The 17,846-nt window shown below is 57.7% G+C and carries 13 protein-coding genes and 1 tRNA gene; 9 read left to right on the top strand and 5 right to left on the bottom strand.

The window, feature by feature from the left end; all coding sequences use genetic code 11:
* The coding region (locus FHC52_RS23095) for an IS1 family transposase (protein ID WP_136697432.1) at positions 1 to 56 on the bottom strand (56 nt) is incomplete at its 3' end.
* 41 nt (positions 57 to 97) lie between these two features.
* Here FHC52_RS23095 and FHC52_RS21570 point away from each other — a divergent pair.
* Positions 98 to 676 (top strand): sulfatase-like hydrolase/transferase, encoded by a 579-nt coding sequence (locus FHC52_RS21570; protein WP_259280436.1) that lies wholly within the window; start codon positions 98 to 100, stop codon positions 674 to 676.
* On the opposite strand, the gene ligB is transcribed toward FHC52_RS21570, so the two are convergent.
* Positions 673 to 2,343 (bottom strand): NAD-dependent DNA ligase LigB, encoded by a 1,671-nt coding sequence (ligB, locus tag FHC52_RS21565; protein WP_126288194.1) that lies wholly within the window; start codon positions 2,341 to 2,343, stop codon positions 673 to 675. The two genes, FHC52_RS21570 and ligB, sit on opposite strands and share 4 nt — an antisense overlap.
* Before the next feature lie 251 nt (positions 2,344 to 2,594).
* Between ligB and gmk the strand changes: the two genes are divergently transcribed.
* From gmk to recG, 5 genes are read left to right on the top strand one after another with little or no spacing between them, the layout of a single operon-like run.
* Complete coding sequence (gene gmk, locus FHC52_RS21560; protein ID WP_010426438.1) at positions 2,595 to 3,218, top strand: guanylate kinase; 624 nt, start codon at positions 2,595 to 2,597, stop codon at positions 3,216 to 3,218.
* Positions 3,219 to 3,272: 54 nt separating this feature from the next.
* Complete coding sequence (rpoZ, locus tag FHC52_RS21555; protein ID WP_000135058.1) at positions 3,273 to 3,548, top strand: DNA-directed RNA polymerase subunit omega; 276 nt, start codon at positions 3,273 to 3,275, stop codon at positions 3,546 to 3,548.
* Between the two features lie 19 nt (positions 3,549 to 3,567).
* Entirely contained in the window at positions 3,568 to 5,682 is a 2,115-nt protein-coding gene (gene spoT / locus FHC52_RS21550; protein ID WP_008502673.1) for a bifunctional GTP diphosphokinase/guanosine-3',5'-bis pyrophosphate 3'-pyrophosphohydrolase, read from the top strand.
* A 4-nt stretch (positions 5,683 to 5,686) separates the two neighbouring features.
* Entirely contained in the window at positions 5,687 to 6,376 is a 690-nt protein-coding gene (gene trmH, locus FHC52_RS21545) for a tRNA (guanosine(18)-2'-O)-methyltransferase TrmH (RefSeq protein ID WP_021242410.1), read from the top strand.
* Between the two features lie 3 nt (positions 6,377 to 6,379).
* Entirely contained in the window at positions 6,380 to 8,461 is a 2,082-nt protein-coding gene (gene recG, locus FHC52_RS21540) for an ATP-dependent DNA helicase RecG (protein WP_021242409.1), read from the top strand.
* A gap of 2 nt (positions 8,462 to 8,463) precedes the next feature.
* On the opposite strand, the gene gltS is transcribed toward recG, so the two are convergent.
* Positions 8,464 to 9,666, bottom strand: a complete 1,203-nt coding sequence (gene gltS / locus FHC52_RS21535; RefSeq protein ID WP_008502669.1) for a sodium/glutamate symporter — start codon at positions 9,664 to 9,666, stop codon at positions 8,464 to 8,466.
* A 225-nt stretch (positions 9,667 to 9,891) separates the two neighbouring features.
* Here gltS and xanP point away from each other — a divergent pair, with 225 nt between their 5' ends.
* Both xanP and FHC52_RS21525 read left to right on the top strand, forming a co-directional pair.
* Entirely contained in the window at positions 9,892 to 11,283 is a 1,392-nt protein-coding gene (xanP, locus tag FHC52_RS21530) for a xanthine/proton symporter XanP (protein WP_008502668.1), read from the top strand.
* A 119-nt stretch (positions 11,284 to 11,402) separates the two neighbouring features.
* Complete coding sequence (locus FHC52_RS21525) at positions 11,403 to 13,097, top strand: AsmA family protein (RefSeq protein WP_032654428.1); 1,695 nt, start codon at positions 11,403 to 11,405, stop codon at positions 13,095 to 13,097.
* A gap of 118 nt (positions 13,098 to 13,215) precedes the next feature.
* Here FHC52_RS21525 and yicI read toward each other — a convergent pair whose 3' ends face one another.
* A complete protein-coding gene (gene yicI / locus FHC52_RS21520) occupies positions 13,216 to 15,534 on the bottom strand; it encodes an alpha-xylosidase (RefSeq protein ID WP_128301746.1) in 2,319 nt (772 codons plus the stop codon).
* Positions 15,535 to 15,546: 12 nt separating this feature from the next.
* On the bottom strand, positions 15,547 to 16,938 hold the full coding sequence (locus tag FHC52_RS21515; RefSeq protein WP_128301745.1) for a glycoside-pentoside-hexuronide family transporter: 1,392 nt from the start codon (positions 16,936 to 16,938) through the stop codon (positions 15,547 to 15,549).
* Between the two features lie 289 nt (positions 16,939 to 17,227).
* Between FHC52_RS21515 and FHC52_RS21510 the strand changes: the two genes are divergently transcribed.
* Positions 17,228 to 17,322, top strand: a tRNA-Sec gene (locus tag FHC52_RS21510).
* The last annotated feature ends 524 nt before the right edge of the window (positions 17,323 to 17,846 follow it).

The following is a 17,846-nucleotide window of genomic DNA, read 5'->3' as shown; positions in this document are numbered from 1 at the left end:
CGCACCACGCCTTCAGTAGCTGAACAGGAGGGACAGCTGATAGAAACAGAAGCCACTGGAGCACCTCAAAAACACCATCATACACTAAATCAGTAAGTTGGCACCATTACCAATTTTCCTGCATATCAACGGCAGTCATGAGATGGCCTGCGATCGGTATCCGCCATCCGCAAATATTCTGCATACCGGCAACAAGTATGAAGATTGCTACAATAATGCGATTCTGTTTACCGACTACTTCATTGGCGAAGTAGCTAAACGTCTGCAGGGCAGCGCATCCTCTCTGCTCTATTTTTCAGACCATGGGCTGGAAAAAAACCCGCAGCTGAACTCCATCTATATGCATGGCTCACGCAACCCAAGCAAAGAGGCTTACCAGGTCCCCCAGTTTATCTGGTATAGCCAGCAAGCCCTGAATGCTCAAAAAAGATCGGTGGGGTGGGTGCATGAAGCGTGGCCCACAGCAAGCAATTATGAGTTGATGTTGACGTGGCTTGGAATCACAACGGGTGTTGATCAATGCAGCTCGGTGCTTGCGGCGTGCTATCAGGCTCCCACACTTATCCCGGTAATTGATGGCGGCCGCCACATCTATGACTACGATCAGCTCCGCGAAACCTTCAGTTCGCCAGACAGACATACCCCCTGGCGCAAAGCTAAAGCAAGCTCGCTCTAAAATCCAGGCAGACCCTGCTTGCCTAACCAGGATGCCAGCCCGGCAACGCCAGGGTCGTGGATGAAGGCAACAATTTGTCGCGCCTTCCTCTCTCCCGTTCCCGGCAGGCTTTGCCAGTTCTTTACGTTACGTTCGCTCAGCGTCTGCCACGTTACGTTCCCCATCGCCTTCAGCGAAGCCTGTGTCAGCGGAACACCCAATGCCATGAGCCAGCGGATAAATGGCTTCTCGCGCACCAGATTAAATCGATGCCAGAGCGCCAGTCCGCGCGCGGAGGAAAAGCCAGGCGTAGCCTGCATTTGCGCCTGCGTTAATAACAGCCACGAAAAGAGGTGTTCAAAATGATGTGCCTGCCAGAGGGTGCGCCAGCCTGACTCGCCTAATCCTTCAATATCAAGCACCTGCTTTGAGCTGAGCCAGGTCAGTCGGGCAAAGAACTGTTCCATACATTCCGGAGAAGCATAGAAACAGCTCAGCGCATGATAACGCGAGGCTGGAGGCTCGGGTTTATGTCTGTCCGTCCCGCGCCAGACCACCTTATCAAACCGGGGAATACCCTGCCCGGCCAGGCTGACCTGTATCTGATCCCCTGAGGCAATATCCAGCCTCTGCCAGCGCTCCACCGAGCCCAGACTCACCCGCCGTACCTGTTTATCGTCCAGTTGCACAGGTTCCAGTGCGGCTACAACGGACATTTTGCCCGTTCGCCCCACGGAAAAATGAATATCACTCACCTCGGCCACCTGGGCTGCAGGCGCATATTTCCACGCAACCAGCCAGTTGCCTTCGCCCGGTAACCAGCCTTCCCCTGCGGGCGCATCCTCCGAACGCACCACAATGCCATCCGTGGCAAAGGGTAATCCGGTTACGTGCCAAGCGGCGCGCTGTTTCTCGACGGCATCAACAGATTCGGCGGGCAGCGTATACCGTGCCGACAGCGTAAAACCGGCCTGAGACAGCTCAGCTAAAGATGTCTGCATATCTTTCGGCCCATCCGGCCAGGCCCAGATGAACACGCCGATCTTGCTCAAAACTGAGTTATCCTTTTGCCGCATCATCGCCCCCGCCACCTTTGCGCGAGCGTTCATCCCGCCCATCTGCCGCTGAATGTGATTGTCGCTTAGCCAGAAAAGCTCGCCCTGTAAGACGCTGTTCGCGAGCTTGCCGGTGAGCTTTTGCGGAATAGTCGGGATCAAACGCACCTTCCCGGTCCAGTCTTCCCCTTTCAGGCCATCACCACGACTGATGGCCTGGGTTAACGTTCCGTCACGATAGACCAGCGTTACCGCCACACCGTCAACTTTGGGCTGCATCCACAGATGCTGCCGCGCACGCATCCACTGTCTCAACTCCTCTTTGCTGGCCACTTTATGTACGCCCGTATGGGCAACAGGATGTTTTACGCTTCCCACCAGCGCAGGGAGTTTCTCCTCTGAAGGCTCACTGCCAAAACAGTGCTGCCACTGCATTAACCGCCCGTTAAGCTGGTCGTAAACTTCGTCGTTGACCTCGCTCACGCCCTGCTTCCAGTAAGCGTCATCCCAGCGTTTGATTTGCGCGCTTAACGACGCCATCTCTTTCTCAGCTTTTGCCTGCGACCACACCGGGCACACCGCCGCGCCATAGCCACTCCACAAGAGCATTAACCCGCTTATCCATCGCCACATTGCTACTCCTCCTTTGTGTTGCAGGAGGTATATCCCGATGCCTGAAACAACGCTAACGGCAACGATTCACAATGCGAGACGCTATCCGGTATTTCTTTGGATTGCTGAAAACCCCAGATAAAACCTGAAAACGGCACGCAAAATTCAATAATCCAGGGGAAAAAGTGTGACAAAGGCTACGTCACACGGCAGTGACGTGTATAATAAGCCCGTATGTAGGACTTCTTCGTTAACACATACAAAAGACTCTCATGGCTCAAGGCACGCTGTATATTGTTTCTGCCCCTAGTGGCGCGGGTAAATCCAGCCTTATTCAGGCACTGTTAAAAACCCAACCGTTGTACGACACACAGGTTTCTGTTTCTCACACCACGCGAGCGCCGCGTCCGGGTGAAGTGCACGGCGAACACTATTTCTTTGTGGATCACGACGAGTTCAGAGCGATGATCGGCAGAGACGCGTTTCTTGAACACGCGGAAGTATTCGGTAATTACTACGGTACCTCGCGTGAAACCATTGAGCAGGTTCTGGCCACGGGCGTGAATGTGTTCCTGGATATCGACTGGCAGGGTGCACAGCAAATTCGCAAGAAAATGCCTGACTCGCGCAGTATCTTTATTTTACCGCCATCGAAAGATGAGCTGGATCGCCGCCTGCGTGGCCGCGGTCAGGACAGCGAAGAAGTCATCGCAAAGCGTATGGAACAGGCTGTTGCAGAAATGAGCCATTACGCGGAATATGATTACCTTATTGTGAATGATGATTTTGATGCCGCACTGAGCGATCTCAAAACCATTCTTCGTGCAGAACGTCTGCGTATGAGCCGCCAGAAGCAGCGACATGACGCATTAATCACCAAACTGTTGGCAGACTGAACCCACTTTCAGTATCATGCCCAGTCATTTCTTCACCTGTGGAGCATTTTAAGTATGGCACGCGTAACTGTTCAGGACGCTGTAGAGAAAATTGGTAACCGTTTTGACCTGGTGCTGGTCGCCGCGCGTCGCGCTCGTCAGATGCAGGTAGGCGGTAAAGATCCGCTGGTACCGGAAGAAAACGATAAAACCACCGTTATTGCACTTCGCGAAATCGAAGAAGGTCTGATCAACAACCAGATCCTCGACGTGCGTGAGCGCCAGGAGCAGCAAGAGCAGGAAGCCGCAGAACTGCAGGCCGTAACCGCTATTGCTGAAGGTCGTCGTTAATTAAACCTGCGGGTCGCCCTTGTATCTGTTTGAAAGCCTGAATCAACTGATTCAAATCTACCTGCCTGAAGACCAGATTAAGCGTCTTCAGCAGGCGTATCTCGTTGCACGTGACGCTCACGAGGGCCAGACACGTTCAAGCGGTGAACCCTACATCACGCACCCGGTAGCGGTGGCCTGTATTCTGGCCGAGATGAAACTCGACTACGAAACGCTGATGGCCGCGCTGCTGCACGACGTGATTGAAGATACCCCTGCCACTTACCAGGACATGGAACAGCTGTTTGGCAAAAGCGTTGCCGAACTGGTGGAAGGGGTCTCTAAGCTTGATAAGCTGAATTTCCGCGACAAGAAAGAGGCGCAAGCCGAAAACTTCCGCAAGATGATTATGGCGATGGTGCAGGATATCCGCGTCATTCTCATCAAACTCGCTGACCGCACCCACAACATGCGCACGCTGGGCTCGCTTCGCCCGGATAAACGTCGCCGCATTGCCCGTGAAACCCTCGAAATCTACAGTCCGCTGGCGCACCGTTTAGGTATTCACCACATTAAAACCGAGCTGGAAGAGCTGGGTTTTGAAGCGTTGTACCCGAACCGCTATCGCGTGATTAAAGAGGTGGTGAAAGCCGCACGCGGCAACCGTAAGGAGATGATTCAAAAGATCCTCTCTGAAATAGAAGGGCGCTTGCAGGAAGCGGGAATTCCGTGCCGCGTCAGCGGTCGCGAGAAACACCTGTACTCCATCTACTGCAAAATGGTGCTCAAAGAGCAGCGTTTTCACTCGATCATGGATATCTACGCCTTCCGCGTGATTGTCCACGACTCGGACACCTGTTATCGCGTGCTGGGGCAGATGCACAGCCTCTACAAGCCGCGTCCGGGGCGCATGAAAGATTACATCGCCATTCCAAAAGCGAACGGCTATCAATCTTTGCACACCTCGATGATCGGGCCGCACGGCGTGCCTGTTGAGGTGCAAATTCGCACCGAAGACATGGACCAGATGGCAGAGATGGGTGTTGCCGCGCACTGGGCCTATAAAGAGCACGGTGGCGAAAGCAGCACGACCGCACAAATCCGCGCCCAGCGCTGGATGCAGAGCCTGCTGGAACTTCAGCAGAGTGCGGGTAGCTCGTTTGAATTTATCGAGAGCGTGAAATCCGATCTCTTCCCGGATGAGATTTACGTTTTCACCCCAGAAGGTCGCATTGTCGAACTGCCTGCGGGCGCAACGCCGGTCGACTTCGCTTACGCCGTGCATACCGATATCGGCCATGCCTGCGTGGGCGCGCGCGTCGACAGACAACCTTACCCGCTGTCTCAGCCGCTCGCCAGCGGCCAGACGGTGGAAATTATTACCGCGCCGGGCGCACGTCCGAACGCGGCCTGGCTGAACTTTGTCGTGAGCTCCAAAGCGCGCGCTAAAATCCGCCAGTTGCTGAAAAACCTCAAGCGTGATGATTCTGTCAGCCTGGGGCGTCGTCTGCTCAACCACGCGTTGGGCGGCAGCCGCAAGCTGGCTGAGATCCCACCGGAGCATATCCAGCGCGAGCTCGACCGTATGAAGCTCACGTCTCTTGACGATCTGCTGGCGGAAATTGGTCTGGGCAACGCCATGAGCGTCGTGGTGGCGAAAAACCTGCAGCAGGGCGAAGCAATACCTTCTGCGCCAGGCGCATCCGGCCATGCTCATCTGCCAATCAAAGGCGCGGACGGGGTGCTGATCACCTTCGCAAAATGTTGCCGTCCAATTCCAGGCGACCCGATTATTGCGCACGTCAGCCCAGGTAAAGGGCTGGTTATCCACCACGAATCCTGTCGTAACATTCGCGGCTACCAGAAAGAAGCCGAGAAGTTTATGGCGGTCGAGTGGGATAAAGAGACGGCGCAGGAATTTATCACCGAGATTAAGGTGGATATGTTCAACCATCAGGGTGCCCTGGCGAACCTGACGGCAGCGATCAACACGGCATCTTCCAATATTCAAAGCCTGAATACGGAAGAAAAAGATGGCCGCGTGTACAGCGCCTTTATTCGTCTGACCGCCCGCGACCGCGTGCATCTGGCGAATATCATGCGCAAGATCCGCGTCATGCCGGACGTGATTAAAGTCACCCGTAACCGAAACTAGTGGTATGAATTCACAACGTTACGCGCGGATATGCGAAATGCTCGCCAGGCGTCAGCCTGACCTGACGGTCTGCATGGAGCAGGTCCATAAACCGCATAACGTCTCTGCTATCGTCCGTACCGCCGATGCCGTCGGTGTGCATGAAGTGCACGCCGTCTGGCCGGGTCACCGGATGCGCACCATGGTCTCGGCGGCGGCAGGCAGTAACAGCTGGGTTTCCGTCAAATCTCACCAGACAATTGGCGATGCCGTTTCGCACCTGAAAGGGCGCGGGATGCAAATCCTTGCCACTAACCTGTCCGCTAAAGCCGTGGATTTTCGCGAGATCGACTACACTCGCCCGACCTGCATTTTGATGGGTCAGGAGAAAACCGGGATCTCACAGGAAGCGCTGGATCTGGCAGATCGGGACATCATCATTCCAATGATCGGCATGGTCCAGTCTCTCAATGTCTCCGTGGCGTCCGCGCTCATTCTGTATGAAGCGCAGCGCCAGCGTCAGAACGCCGGCATGTACGAGCGTAGCAACAGCATGCTGCCGGAAGATGAACAGCAGCGCCTGCTGTTTGAAGGTGGTTATCCGGTGCTGGCTCGCGTTGCGAAGCAGAAAAAATTGCCTTACCCCCACGTCAACGCGCAGGGCGAAATTGAAGCCGATGCCGAGTGGTGGGCCACCATGCAGTACGCCGGGTAAGCGATGAAAGGCCGCCTGCTGGATGCTATCCCGCTCAACAGCCTGACGGGCGTGGGCGCGGCGCAAAGCAGTAAGTTGGCCAAAATTGGCCTGCACACCGTGCAGGATCTCCTGCTTCACCTCCCCCTGCGTTATGAAGACCGCACCCAGCTTTATAAGATTGGCGATCTCCTTCCCGCCATTTACGCCACCGTTGAAGGCGAAGTCCTGAACTGCAACATCACCTTCGGCGGACGCCGGATGATGACCTGCCAGATCAGCGACGGCACCGGCATTCTCACCATGCGTTTCTTCAACTTCAGCGCGGCGATGAAAAACAGCCTGGCGACAGGCCGCAGGGTGCTGGCCTATGGCGAAGCCAAACGCGGGAAGTACGGCGCAGAGATGATCCACCCCGAGTACCGCGTGCAGGGCGATCTCAGCACGCCGGAATTGCAGGAGACACTTACCCCGGTTTACCCGACGACCGAAGGCATCAAGCAGGCGACGCTGCGTAAGCTTACCGATCAGGCGCTGGAGCTGCTGGACACCTGCGCCATTACCGAGCTGCTGCCACCCGAGCTGGCGCAGGGCATGATGAGCCTGCCCGAAGCGCTGCGAACCCTGCACCGTCCGCCACCCACGCTGCAGCTTAGCGACTTAGAAAGCGGGAAACACCCCGCCCAACGGCGTCTTATCCTTGAGGAATTGCTGGCCCATAACCTGAGCATGCTGGCGCTTCGCGCTGGCGCGCAGCGTTTCCACGCTCAGCCGTTAAGCCAGAATGATGCGCTCAAAGATAAGCTGCTGGCCTCTCTGCCGTTTAAACCCACCGGTGCGCAGGCGCGCGTCACCGCCGAGATTGAACGCGATATGGCGCTCGACGTGCCGATGATGCGCCTGGTACAGGGCGATGTAGGCTCCGGTAAAACGCTGGTTGCCGCCCTTGCAGCCCTGCGCGCCATTGCCCACGGTAAACAGGTCGCGTTAATGGCGCCGACCGAGCTGCTGGCGGAACAACACGCCAACAACTTCCGCGCCTGGTTCGCGCCGCTGGGGATTGAAGTAGGCTGGCTGGCAGGAAAACAAAAGGGCAAAGCGCGCCTTGCGCAGCAGGAAGCCATCGCCAGCGGGCAGGTGCAGATGATTGTCGGCACGCACGCTATCTTCCAGGAGCAGGTGCAGTTCAACGGCCTTGCGCTGGTGATTATCGATGAACAGCACCGCTTCGGCGTGCATCAGCGTCTGGCGCTGTGGGAAAAGGGACTGCAGCAGGGCTTCCATCCGCATCAGCTGATCATGACCGCCACGCCGATCCCGCGCACCCTGGCGATGACGGCTTACGCCGATCTGGATACCTCCACCATCGACGAACTCCCTCCCGGCCGAACGCCGGTGACGACGGTTGCCATTCCTGACACGCGTCGCAGCGATATCATCGATCGCGTGCGCAACGCCTGCACCCACGAAGGGCGTCAGGCCTACTGGGTCTGTACGCTGATTGAAGAGTCGGAACTGCTGGAAGCGCAGGCTGCCGAAGCCACGTGGGAAGAGCTTAAGCTGGCGCTGCCGGAGCTGAACGTGGGCTTGGTTCACGGACGCATGAAGCCTGCCGAAAAGCAGGCGGTGATGCAGTCGTTTAAACAGGGCGAGCTGCATTTGCTGGTCGCCACGACGGTGATTGAAGTGGGCGTGGACGTCCCGAACTCCAGCCTGATGATTATCGAAAACCCGGAGCGCCTGGGCCTTGCCCAGCTCCACCAGCTTCGCGGGCGCGTCGGCCGTGGCGCGGTAGCGTCCCACTGCGTCCTGCTCTACAAAGCGCCGCTCTCGAAAACCGCCCAGATGCGGTTGCAGGTGCTGCGCGACAGCAACGACGGTTTTGTGATTGCGCAAAAAGACCTGGAGATCCGCGGGCCCGGTGAACTGCTGGGCACGCGTCAGACGGGGAATGCGGAATTCAAAGTCGCGGATTTGCTGCGCGATCAGGCCATGATCCCCGAGGTTCAGCGCCTCGCCCGCCACATTCATGAACGCTACCCCGAGCAGGCGGCAGCGTTAATTGAGCGCTGGATGCCGGAAACCGAACGCTATTCCAACGCCTGATTTCAGGCGAACATCGGCAGCATCAGGTACAGCTTAATCACCAGCGCGTTGACGATATCAATAAAGAACGCCCCGACCATCGGCACCACCAGAAACGCCATGTGCGATGGCCCAAAGCGTTCGGTGATCGCCTGCATGTTGGCGATAGCCGTTGGGGTTGCCCCCAGACCAAAACCGCAGTGACCCGCCGCCAGCACCGCCGCATCGTAGTTTTTGCCCATCATGCGCCAGGTGACAAACATGGCGTACAGCGCCATAAACAGGGCCTGCACCGCCAGAATCGCCACCATCGGCAGCGCCAGGGAGGCCAGCTCCCACAGCTTGAGGCTCATCAGCGCCATCGCCAGGAACAGCGAGAGGCAGACGTTGCCAAGCACCGACACCGCCCGTTCAAACACGCGGTAGAAGCCCATCAGCGCCAGGCCGTTGCTCAGAATCACCCCGATAAACAGCACGCAGACAAACGTCGGCAGCTCAAACGCGGAGCCCGCCAGCCATTGCGCAACCACTTTGCCCACGGTAAGGCAGATGGCGATCATCGCGATGGTTTCAATCAGCACCAGCGAGGTAATACTGCGCCCAACGTCAGGCTTTTCAAAGGCGGTCGGTACCAGCTCGTCGTCCGGTCTGCCGTCCGGCGTGGTGGAGTGCTTCACCAGATAGCGCGCCACCGGGCCGCCAATCAGGCCCCCCAGCACCAGGCCAAAGGTGGCACAGGCCATCGCCACTTCCGTTGCATTTTCAAAACCGTAGCGCTCGACGAACAATTTACTCCACGCCGCCCCGGTACCGTGACCGCCTGACAGCGTAATCGACCCTGCCAGCAGCCCCATCAGCGGATCCAGCCCCAGCAAGGTCGCCATGCCGATGCCAATCGCGTTTTGCATCAGCAGCAGCCCCACCACCACAATCAAAAATACGCCAAGAACCTTACCGCCCGCCCGCAGGCTTGCCAGGTTGGCGTTCAGGCCGATGGTGGCAAAGAAGGCCAGCATCAGCGGGTCTTTCAGGGACATGTCAAAATCGATTTCCCAGCCCATGCTTTTTTTGAGCACCAGCAGGGCCAGCGCCACCAGCAGGCCGCCAGCGACAGGTTCAGGAATGGTGTATTTTTTCAGAAGGGAAACGCTATGTACCAGCTTACGGCCAAGCAGTAACACCAGCGTTGCGGCAACAAGGGTCGACAACGTATCGAGATGAATCATAGAAGGCTCCTTTTTTGCGCGTGTTCCTTACACACGCGGCGTTATCCTGGGCCGGTTTGCGCTCTTCATGAGCTTCCGGCGCAAAAAGTGTAATTTTTTTTCCTCATCGGATGTAGAAAACCTGCTCACAGCGGCAGATTTTCTTGTCTTTTTTTGCTGGCAATCGTTTGCTTTTACCAGGTGGTCAGATAAAATGCCCGCTTTTCCACCGTGGGATTGTCGCCGATGTCCGTTAACACCATAGAGTCGCCTGATGCGCAACCGATTGCGCAGAAGCAAAATAGCGAACTGATTTACCGCCTTGAAGACCGCCCGCCGCTGCCGCAGACGCTTTTCGCCGCCTGCCAGCATCTTCTGGCGATGTTTGTTGCGGTGATCACCCCGGCGCTGCTGATCTGTCAGGCGCTCGGTTTACCGGCGCAGGACACGCAGCACATTATCAGCATGTCTCTCTTCGCCTCCGGCGTGGCCTCGATTATCCAGATTAAAGCGTGGGGTCCGGTGGGGTCGGGTTTACTGTCGATTCAGGGCACCAGCTTTAACTTTGTAGCGCCGCTGATCATGGGCGGTACGGCCCTGAAAACCGGCGGCGCGGATGTCCCGACCATGATGGCGGCGCTGTTCGGCACCCTGATGCTGGCGAGCTGCACGGAGATGGTGATCTCCCGCGTTCTGCACCTGGCTCGCCGCGTTATCACCCCGCTGGTTTCCGGCGTCGTCGTGATGATTATCGGCCTGTCGCTGATTCAGGTGGGCCTCACCTCCATCGGCGGCGGCTATGCCGCGATGAGCGACCACACCTTCGGCGCGCCGAAAAACCTGCTGCTGGCAGGCGTCGTGCTGGCCATCATTATTCTGCTTAACCGTCAGCGTAACCCTTACCTGCGCGTCGCCTCGCTGGTGATCGCCATGGCGGCAGGCTACCTGCTGGCGTGGGCGCTGGGCATGCTGCCGGAGAACACCGCGCCAGCCAACAGCGCGCTGATCACTGTCCCTACGCCGCTGTATTACGGTCTGGGCATTGACTGGGGTCTGCTCCTGCCGCTGATGCTGGTCTTTATGATCACCTCTCTGGAGACCATCGGCGACATCACCGCCACCTCCGACGTCTCCGAGCAGCCCGTTTCCGGCCCGCTGTACATGAAGCGCCTGAAAGGCGGCGTGCTGGCGAACGGTCTGAATTCGTTTGTCTCTGCGGTCTTCAATACCTTCCCGAACTCCTGCTTCGGTCAGAACAACGGCGTGATCCAGCTGACCGGCGTGGCCAGCCGCTATGTCGGCTTCGTGGTGGCGCTGATGCTGATCGTCCTCGGCCTGTTCCCGGCGGTGAGCGGCTTTGTGCAGCACATCCCTGAGCCGGTGCTGGGCGGTGCAACGCTGGTGATGTTCGGGACGATCGCGGCCTCCGGCGTGCGTATCGTCTCCCGCGAGCCGCTGAACCGCCGCGCAATCATGATTATTGCGCTGTCGCTGGCCGTCGGTCTGGGCGTTTCTCAGCAGCCGCTGATCCTGCAGTTTGCCCCGGACTGGGTGAAAAACCTGCTCTCTTCCGGCATTGCCGCGGGCGGTATCACCGCTATCGTGCTGAACCTCGTTTTCCCGCCTGAAAAGAACTGATCCCCTTCACGGCAGGCAGTCAATGTCTGCCGTGACATCTATTTACACCATTCCCGCCTTGAGGATTGCGCATAAATCGTGCATAACTCCCTTATGTGCGTTTTGCGGGATGGAAGACCATGAAATTTATTGGAAAGCTACTCGTCTATCTTCTGGTAGCCCTGCTCATTGTGATACTGGCGCTCTATATTCTGCTCCAGACCCGCTGGGGCGCGACTCAGGTCAGCAGCTGGGTAACGGTGAATACCGACTACGAGCTCAGTTTCGACAAGATGAACCACCGCTTTTCGTCACCATCCCACATCATTCTGGAAAACGTCACCTTCGGCAGGGACGGTAAACCCGCCACGCTGGTGGCCAAAAAAGTGGATATCGGCCTCAGCAGCCGCCAGATAACCGATCCGCTGCACATGGACACCATCACCCTGTTCGACGGCACGCTGAATCTCTCCCCGCAGACCGCGCCGCTGCCCTTCCAGGCGGATCGCCTGCAGCTGAACAATATGGCCTTTAACAGCCCGAATACCGAATGGGATCTGAGCGCGCAGAAGGTGACGGGCGGCGTCAGCCCGTGGCAGCCAGAAGCGGGCAACGTGCTGGGTAATCACGCGCAGATCCAGATGAGCGCAGGCTCGCTGACCCTCAACGGCGTACCGGCCACCAACGTGCTGATCGAGGGCCAGCTTAACGGCAAGGAAGTGGTGCTGAATACGATTGGCGCCGATATGGCCCGGGGCTCGCTCACCGGCTCGGCCCTGCGCAACGCCGACGGGAGCTGGATTATCGACACCATGCGCCTGAACGAGATCCGCCTGCAGAGCGATAAAACGTTGACCGCATTCTTCGCACCGCTGACCACTATCCCCTCTCTGCAGATTGGTCGTCTGGACGTGACCGACGCCCGGCTTCAGGGCCCGGACTGGGCGGTGACCGATCTCGATTTAAGCCTGCGCAACCTGACGCTGAGCAAAGGTGACTGGCAGAGCCAGGAAGGCCGCCTGTCCATGAACGCCAGCGAGTTTATCTACGGCTCGCTGCATCTTTTTGATCCGATCCTGAATGCGGAGTTTTCCCCGCAGGCCATGGCGCTGCGCCAGTTCACCTCCCGCTGGGAAGGCGGCATGGTGCGCACGTCCGGTAACTGGCTGCGCGACGGTAAAGCGCTGGTGCTGGACGATGTCGCCATTGCCGGGCTGGAGTATACCCTGCCGCAGAACTGGAAAACGCTGTGGATGGCGCCTCTGCCGGAATGGCTGAACAGCGTCACGCTGCAAAAATTTGGCCTGAGCCGCAACCTGGTGATCGACATCGATCCCGCCTTCCCGTGGCAGATCACCTCGCTGGACGGCTATGGCGCAAACCTGCAGCTGGTGAAAGATCGCCAGTGGGGCGTCTGGGGCGGAAGCGCAACCCTGAACGGCGCGGCGGCGACCTTTAACCGCGTGGACGTGCGCCGTCCGTCGCTGGCGCTGAATGCTAACGCCGCGACGGTGAACATTACCGACCTGAGCGCGTTTACCGAGAAAGGTATTCTGGAAGCCACGGCGACCGTTTCCCAGCTGCCGCAGCGGCAGACCACGGTGAGCCTGAACGGGCGCGGCGTGCCGCTCAGCGTGCTGCAGCAGTGGGGCTGGCCTGCGCTGCCGATTGCAGGTGACGGCAATATTCAGCTCACCGCCAGCGGCAGCGTGCAGGCCAGTGCGCCGCTGAAGCCAACGGTGAATGGGAAGCTGAGCGCGGTGAATATGGATAAGCAGCAGGTAGAGCAGACGATGACGGGCGGCGTGGTGTCGGCGATGGCGCCGGCACAGTAAAAAGCCGGGTGGCGGCTTCGCCTTACCCGGCCTACGAGGTTTTGGTTCCCTCTCCCTGTGGGTGACCGCATAATTACCGTAGGCCCGGTAAGCGCAGCGCTACCGGGCATTTTCCACCTCAGAGCTGAACCACCACCTCATCCCCCTCGGCTTTCACCACCACGCCCCACTCGCTACCCGCGTGCGAGCCGCCCTTCACGCCACTCACTTTCTGCACGTTGCGCAAGCATACCGACCAGTTTTGCGCGTCTCCCGCGCCGCTAAAGGTCACGACGTCGCCCTGACGTGACGCCTTAAGCGTAAACACCACAGAACCGTCCGCCGCAGGCACTTCACTTACCGCCGTTGCGCCATCGTCCAGGTTAAACAGCTGAAAGGCTGTCCCCTCGTGCCACGCGTAGTTCGGCTTCTGGTTATTGTTGCCCAGCGCCAGCAGCGTGTTGTCGCGCACGTAGACCGGCAGGCTCATGAAATCGTGCTGCTGCTTATGCCAGCGGCTGCCCTGAATTTCGTCGTTGTGCCACAGGTGCGTCCAGCGCCCTTCCGGCAGGTAGAACTGCACGTCCCCCGCCTCGGAGAACACCGGAGCGACCATCAGGGCATCCCCCAGCATGTATTGACGGTCAAGGTAATCGCAGGCCGGATCGTCCGGGAACTCCAGCATCATCGCGCGCAGCATCGGCGTGCCGAACTCGCGGGCCAGCGCCGCCTGACGGTACAGGTACGGCATTAGCTGACACTTCAGCTGGGTGAAGTGGCGCACCACGTCGCAGGACTCATCATCGTACGCCCACGGCACGCGGTAGGATTTGCTACCGTGCAGGCGGCTGTGGCTGGAGAACAGCCCGAACGCGCACCAGCGCTTGTAGACGTGCGCCGGGGCGGTGTTTTCGAACCCGCCGATATCGTGGCTCCAGAACCCGAAGCCGGACAGGCCAATCGACAGCCCACCGCGCAGGCTTTCGGCCATCGACTCATAGTTGGCGTAGCAGTCGCCGCCCCAGTGAACCGGGAACTGTTGCGCCCCGACGGATGCCGAGCGGGCAAACAGCACCGCCTCTTCTTCACCCACCGTCTCTTTCAGCACGTTCCACACCAGCTCGTTGTAGATGTAGGCGTAATGGTTGTGCATCTTCTGCGGATCGGAACCGTCGAACCACTGGACGTCGGTCGGGATGCGCTCGCCGAAGTCGGTCTTAAAGCAGTCGACGCCGATATCCACCAGCCCTTTCAGCTTGTCGGCATACCACCTGCACGCGTCCGGGTTGGTGAAGTCGTAAATCGCCAGCCCCGGCTGCCATTTGTCCCACTGCCACAGGGAGCCGTCCGGACGCTTGAGCAAATAGCCCCTCTCTCTCAGCTCCCGGAAGATCGGGGATTTCTGGCCGATGTATGGGTTAATCCACACGCAGACCTTCAGCCCTTTCTCCTTCAGGCGGCGGATCATGCCTTCCGGATCAGGGAAGGTCACCGGGTCCCACTCGAAATCGCACCACTGGAAGGCCTTCATCCAGAAGCAGTCAAAGTGGAACACGTGCAGCGGCAGGTCCCGTTCGGCCATGCCGTCGATAAAGCTGTTCACCGTGGCTTCGTCGTAGTTGGTGGTGAACGAGGTGGTGAGCCACAGGCCAAATGACCACGCAGGCGGCAGCGCCGGACGCCCGCTGAAGCGGGTATAGCGGTTCAGCACTTCTTTCGGCGTCGGGCCGTCGATCACGAAGTACTCAAGATATTCGCCTTCCACGCTGAACTGCACCTTAGAAACTTTCTCGGAGCCCACTTCGAACGAGACATTTTCCGGGTGATTCACCAGCACGCCGTAACCGCGGTTGGTCAGGTAGAACGGGATATTTTTATAGGACTGCTCAGTGCTGGTGCCGCCGTCGCGGTTCCAGGTCTCGACCATTTGGCCGTTGCGCACCAGCGCGGTGAAGCGCTCGCCCAGACCATAGACCGTTTCCCCCACGCCCAGATCCAGACGCTCAAAAACGTAATTGCGGTGGGTATTGCTGTCCTGCACGTAGCCGTTATTTTTCAGCTGGCTGCCGGTAATACGCTGGCCGTTGCGCAGGAAATCCAGCGCCCAGAACTCGCCTTTGGTGACGCGCACGCTGACGCTGCCGCTTTTCAGCTCGGCAAAATCGGCGTTGTTTTCAATCTCTACCTTCACGTCTTTCAGAACGTTCAGCGGATAGTGCGGGCCGTTATTCAGCGCGCCCTGGAAGTGCTCGATGCGCACCCCCACAATCCCTTCCTGCGGGGCAAACAGGCGCACCGTGAACATCAACGTGTCGAGCTGCCAGGTGCGTTCACGCACGTCGCGCGGCGCCACGTACATCACCAGGTCATTGCCCTGCTGCTCCACGTCGAACACCTGCACCGGACAGGTCACGTTCAGACCCGGTTGAATAAGCCAGTTTCCATCACTGATTTTCATGCTCTCGTCCTCTTAGTTCTGTAATTCTTTGCTGACCGGCAGGTTTTCAAACTCCTGCTGATTGCGGCGTGCGCCCCGCGCCAGCTCGCCCAGGATTTTGGTCAGGAAGGGGGTTTTCAGCGTGTAGTAGCGTTTGGCGATGATGGCGCTCAGCACATAGCAGACCGCCGGGGCCAGGGTAAACAGGCCGATAATGATGCTGATGGTCGCGCTGTTCTGAGTTTTGGCCGCCGCGTCGTAGCCGCCGCCAGCCAGCATCCAGCCGATCATCGCCCCGCCCAGCGCCAGACCGAGCTTCAGCACGAACAGCGTGCCTGCAAAGCTGATGCCGGTCAGGCGCTTGCCGTTGGTCCATTCACCGTAGTCGACGGTATCGGACATCATGACCCACTGGATCGGCGTCACCAGCTGGTGCAGCACGCCAATGACGAAGATAAAGGCGAACATCACCACGGTGGCGTGCATCGGCACGAAGAACATCGCCACGCTGACCACCGCCAGCGCGGCGTTAGTCCACCAAAAGATGCTGACCTTGCACTTCCAGTCGGTGAGCGGTTTTGCCAGCGCGGAGCCAATCAAGTTGCCGACGCAGTAGGTGGTCAGGAACGCGACGAACACTTCCGGCGAGCCCATGATCCAGGTGCAGTAGTACATCATCGCGCCGCCGCGCACGCAGACGGCGAGGATGTTGAGGATGGTCAGCACGCCGACGATGCGCCACTGGTCGTTGTGCCAGATGTCGCGCAGGTCTTCCCGCATGGAGGTGGTGCTCGGCGGCACCTGGATGCGCTCTTTGGTGGTGAAGAAGCAGAACGCCAGCATCAGGAATGCGACCACCGACAGCACGGCAATCCCGCCCTGGAAGCCGAACGCCTTATCGTCGCCGCCAATCAGCTTCACCAGCGGCATCATCAGCACCGTAGAGAGCATGCCGCCCGCCGTCGCCAGCACAAAGCGCCAGGACTGAAGGGAGATACGCTGCGTCGGGTCACTGGTGATCACGCCGCCCAGCGCGCAGTAAGGAATGTTGACCACGGTATAGAGCAGGGTCAGCAGCGTGTAGGTCACGGCGGCATAAACCATTTTGCCGTTGAGGCTGAGGTCCGGCGTGGTGTAGGCCAGCACGCAGACGATGCCGAACGGGATGGCACCAAACAAAATCCACGGACGGAACTTGCCCCAGCGGCTGCGGGTGCGGTCGGCGATCAGCCCCATACACGGGTCGGAGATCGCATCCAGCGCGCGCGCCAGCAGGAACATGGTGCCGACAAACCCGGCGGGAATGCCGAAAATATCGGTGTAGAAAAACATCATGTACAACATGACGTTATCAAAAATGATGTGGCTGGCGGCGTCACCCATGCCGTAGCCAATCTTCTCTTTTACTGACAATACTTCGCTCATCTTTTTTTATCCTTCACGCTGTAGGGGGCGCTGAGACCGGTTACAGAGTTTTAAACCATTGTTTCAGGAGCGGGTATTGCGTTTTCTGATTAGCAGATTACGTTTCTTGTTTTTTGTGATCGCGGTAAATACTGGAGAGCACGAAAGGCTAACCTGAGGATTTTCTTAAGAATTAACTGAAACAGGGGGGTACAGGTCAAAAGAGAGGTGAAAAAAGTGGTGTGGGGTATGTGGTAAATGCCTGAAAGTAGCTATAATGCGCCCCGCCTCCATGTAGCAATGCAGGCGCGGAAGATCGTCATCTCCGGTGAGGTGGCTGGACTTCAAATCCAGTTGGGGACGCCAGCGTTCCCGGGCAGGTTCGACTCCTGTGATCTTCCGCCAAAAATGCCATTCGCTTCAAAAAAACAAATTCATGAGTAAATAGATTCTCTCATTACAGTCGCCCCGGGTGAGAATGATCGCTGATTCGTTTTAATATTTAGTTTCATCCTCTTTTTATTGCAAAATTCCGGCATCACTGGACATACAGATAATGAAGTCATCCACAAACAGGTGATACCCGCATACCCGTGAACATACAAAATACAAATTGATAATCAGCTATTATTCATAATACCTATTTTATACTGATGTACACCCTATCCTTTCCTAACAAAAATACTATTGAGACATTCATCACAGCAAAACGCTAATATTAATAGAATATTGTGCTTTCATCTCCTAACAAAGGGTGCAATATGTATTATAGCGACTCATTAATAACATCAATAGATGCACATAAAATATTGGCTTGATCTTGACCCGCCATTTCCGGACAGCTTTTGTATCTTAAGTTAACGATGCCCGCTGCCGCCGGTATTCTCTCGGAGAGTGATATCCCAGCGCACTATGCGGGTGATTTTCAT

Source organism: Enterobacter sp. EC_64, from assembly GCF_019584165.1.
Taxonomy (GTDB): domain Bacteria; phylum Pseudomonadota; class Gammaproteobacteria; order Enterobacterales; family Enterobacteriaceae; genus Enterobacter; species Enterobacter roggenkampii.
This window is presented reverse-complemented; position numbering and strand designations above follow the sequence as displayed.

Bases quoted from the DNA above. Each gene is read 5' to 3' on its own strand.
- FHC52_RS21525 (WP_032654428.1), top strand. From the start codon at position 11,403: ATGAAATTTATTGGAAAGCTACTCGTCTATCTTCTGGTAGCCCTGCTC.
- xanP (WP_008502668.1), top strand. From the start codon at position 9,892: ATGTCCGTTAACACCATAGAGTCGCCTGATGCGCAACCGATTGCGCAG.
- ligB (WP_126288194.1), bottom strand. From the start codon at position 2,343: ATGTGGCGATGGATAAGCGGGTTAATGCTCTTGTGGAGTGGCTATGGC.
- gmk (WP_010426438.1), top strand. From the start codon at position 2,595: ATGGCTCAAGGCACGCTGTATATTGTTTCTGCCCCTAGTGGCGCGGGT.
- recG (WP_021242409.1), top strand. From the start codon at position 6,380: ATGAAAGGCCGCCTGCTGGATGCTATCCCGCTCAACAGCCTGACGGGC.
- yicI (WP_128301746.1), bottom strand. From the start codon at position 15,534: ATGAAAATCAGTGATGGAAACTGGCTTATTCAACCGGGTCTGAACGTG.
- rpoZ (WP_000135058.1), top strand. From the start codon at position 3,273: ATGGCACGCGTAACTGTTCAGGACGCTGTAGAGAAAATTGGTAACCGT.
- trmH (WP_021242410.1), top strand. From the start codon at position 5,687: ATGAATTCACAACGTTACGCGCGGATATGCGAAATGCTCGCCAGGCGT.
- gltS (WP_008502669.1), bottom strand. From the start codon at position 9,666: ATGATTCATCTCGATACGTTGTCGACCCTTGTTGCCGCAACGCTGGTG.
- FHC52_RS21515 (WP_128301745.1), bottom strand. From the start codon at position 16,938: ATGAGCGAAGTATTGTCAGTAAAAGAGAAGATTGGCTACGGCATGGGT.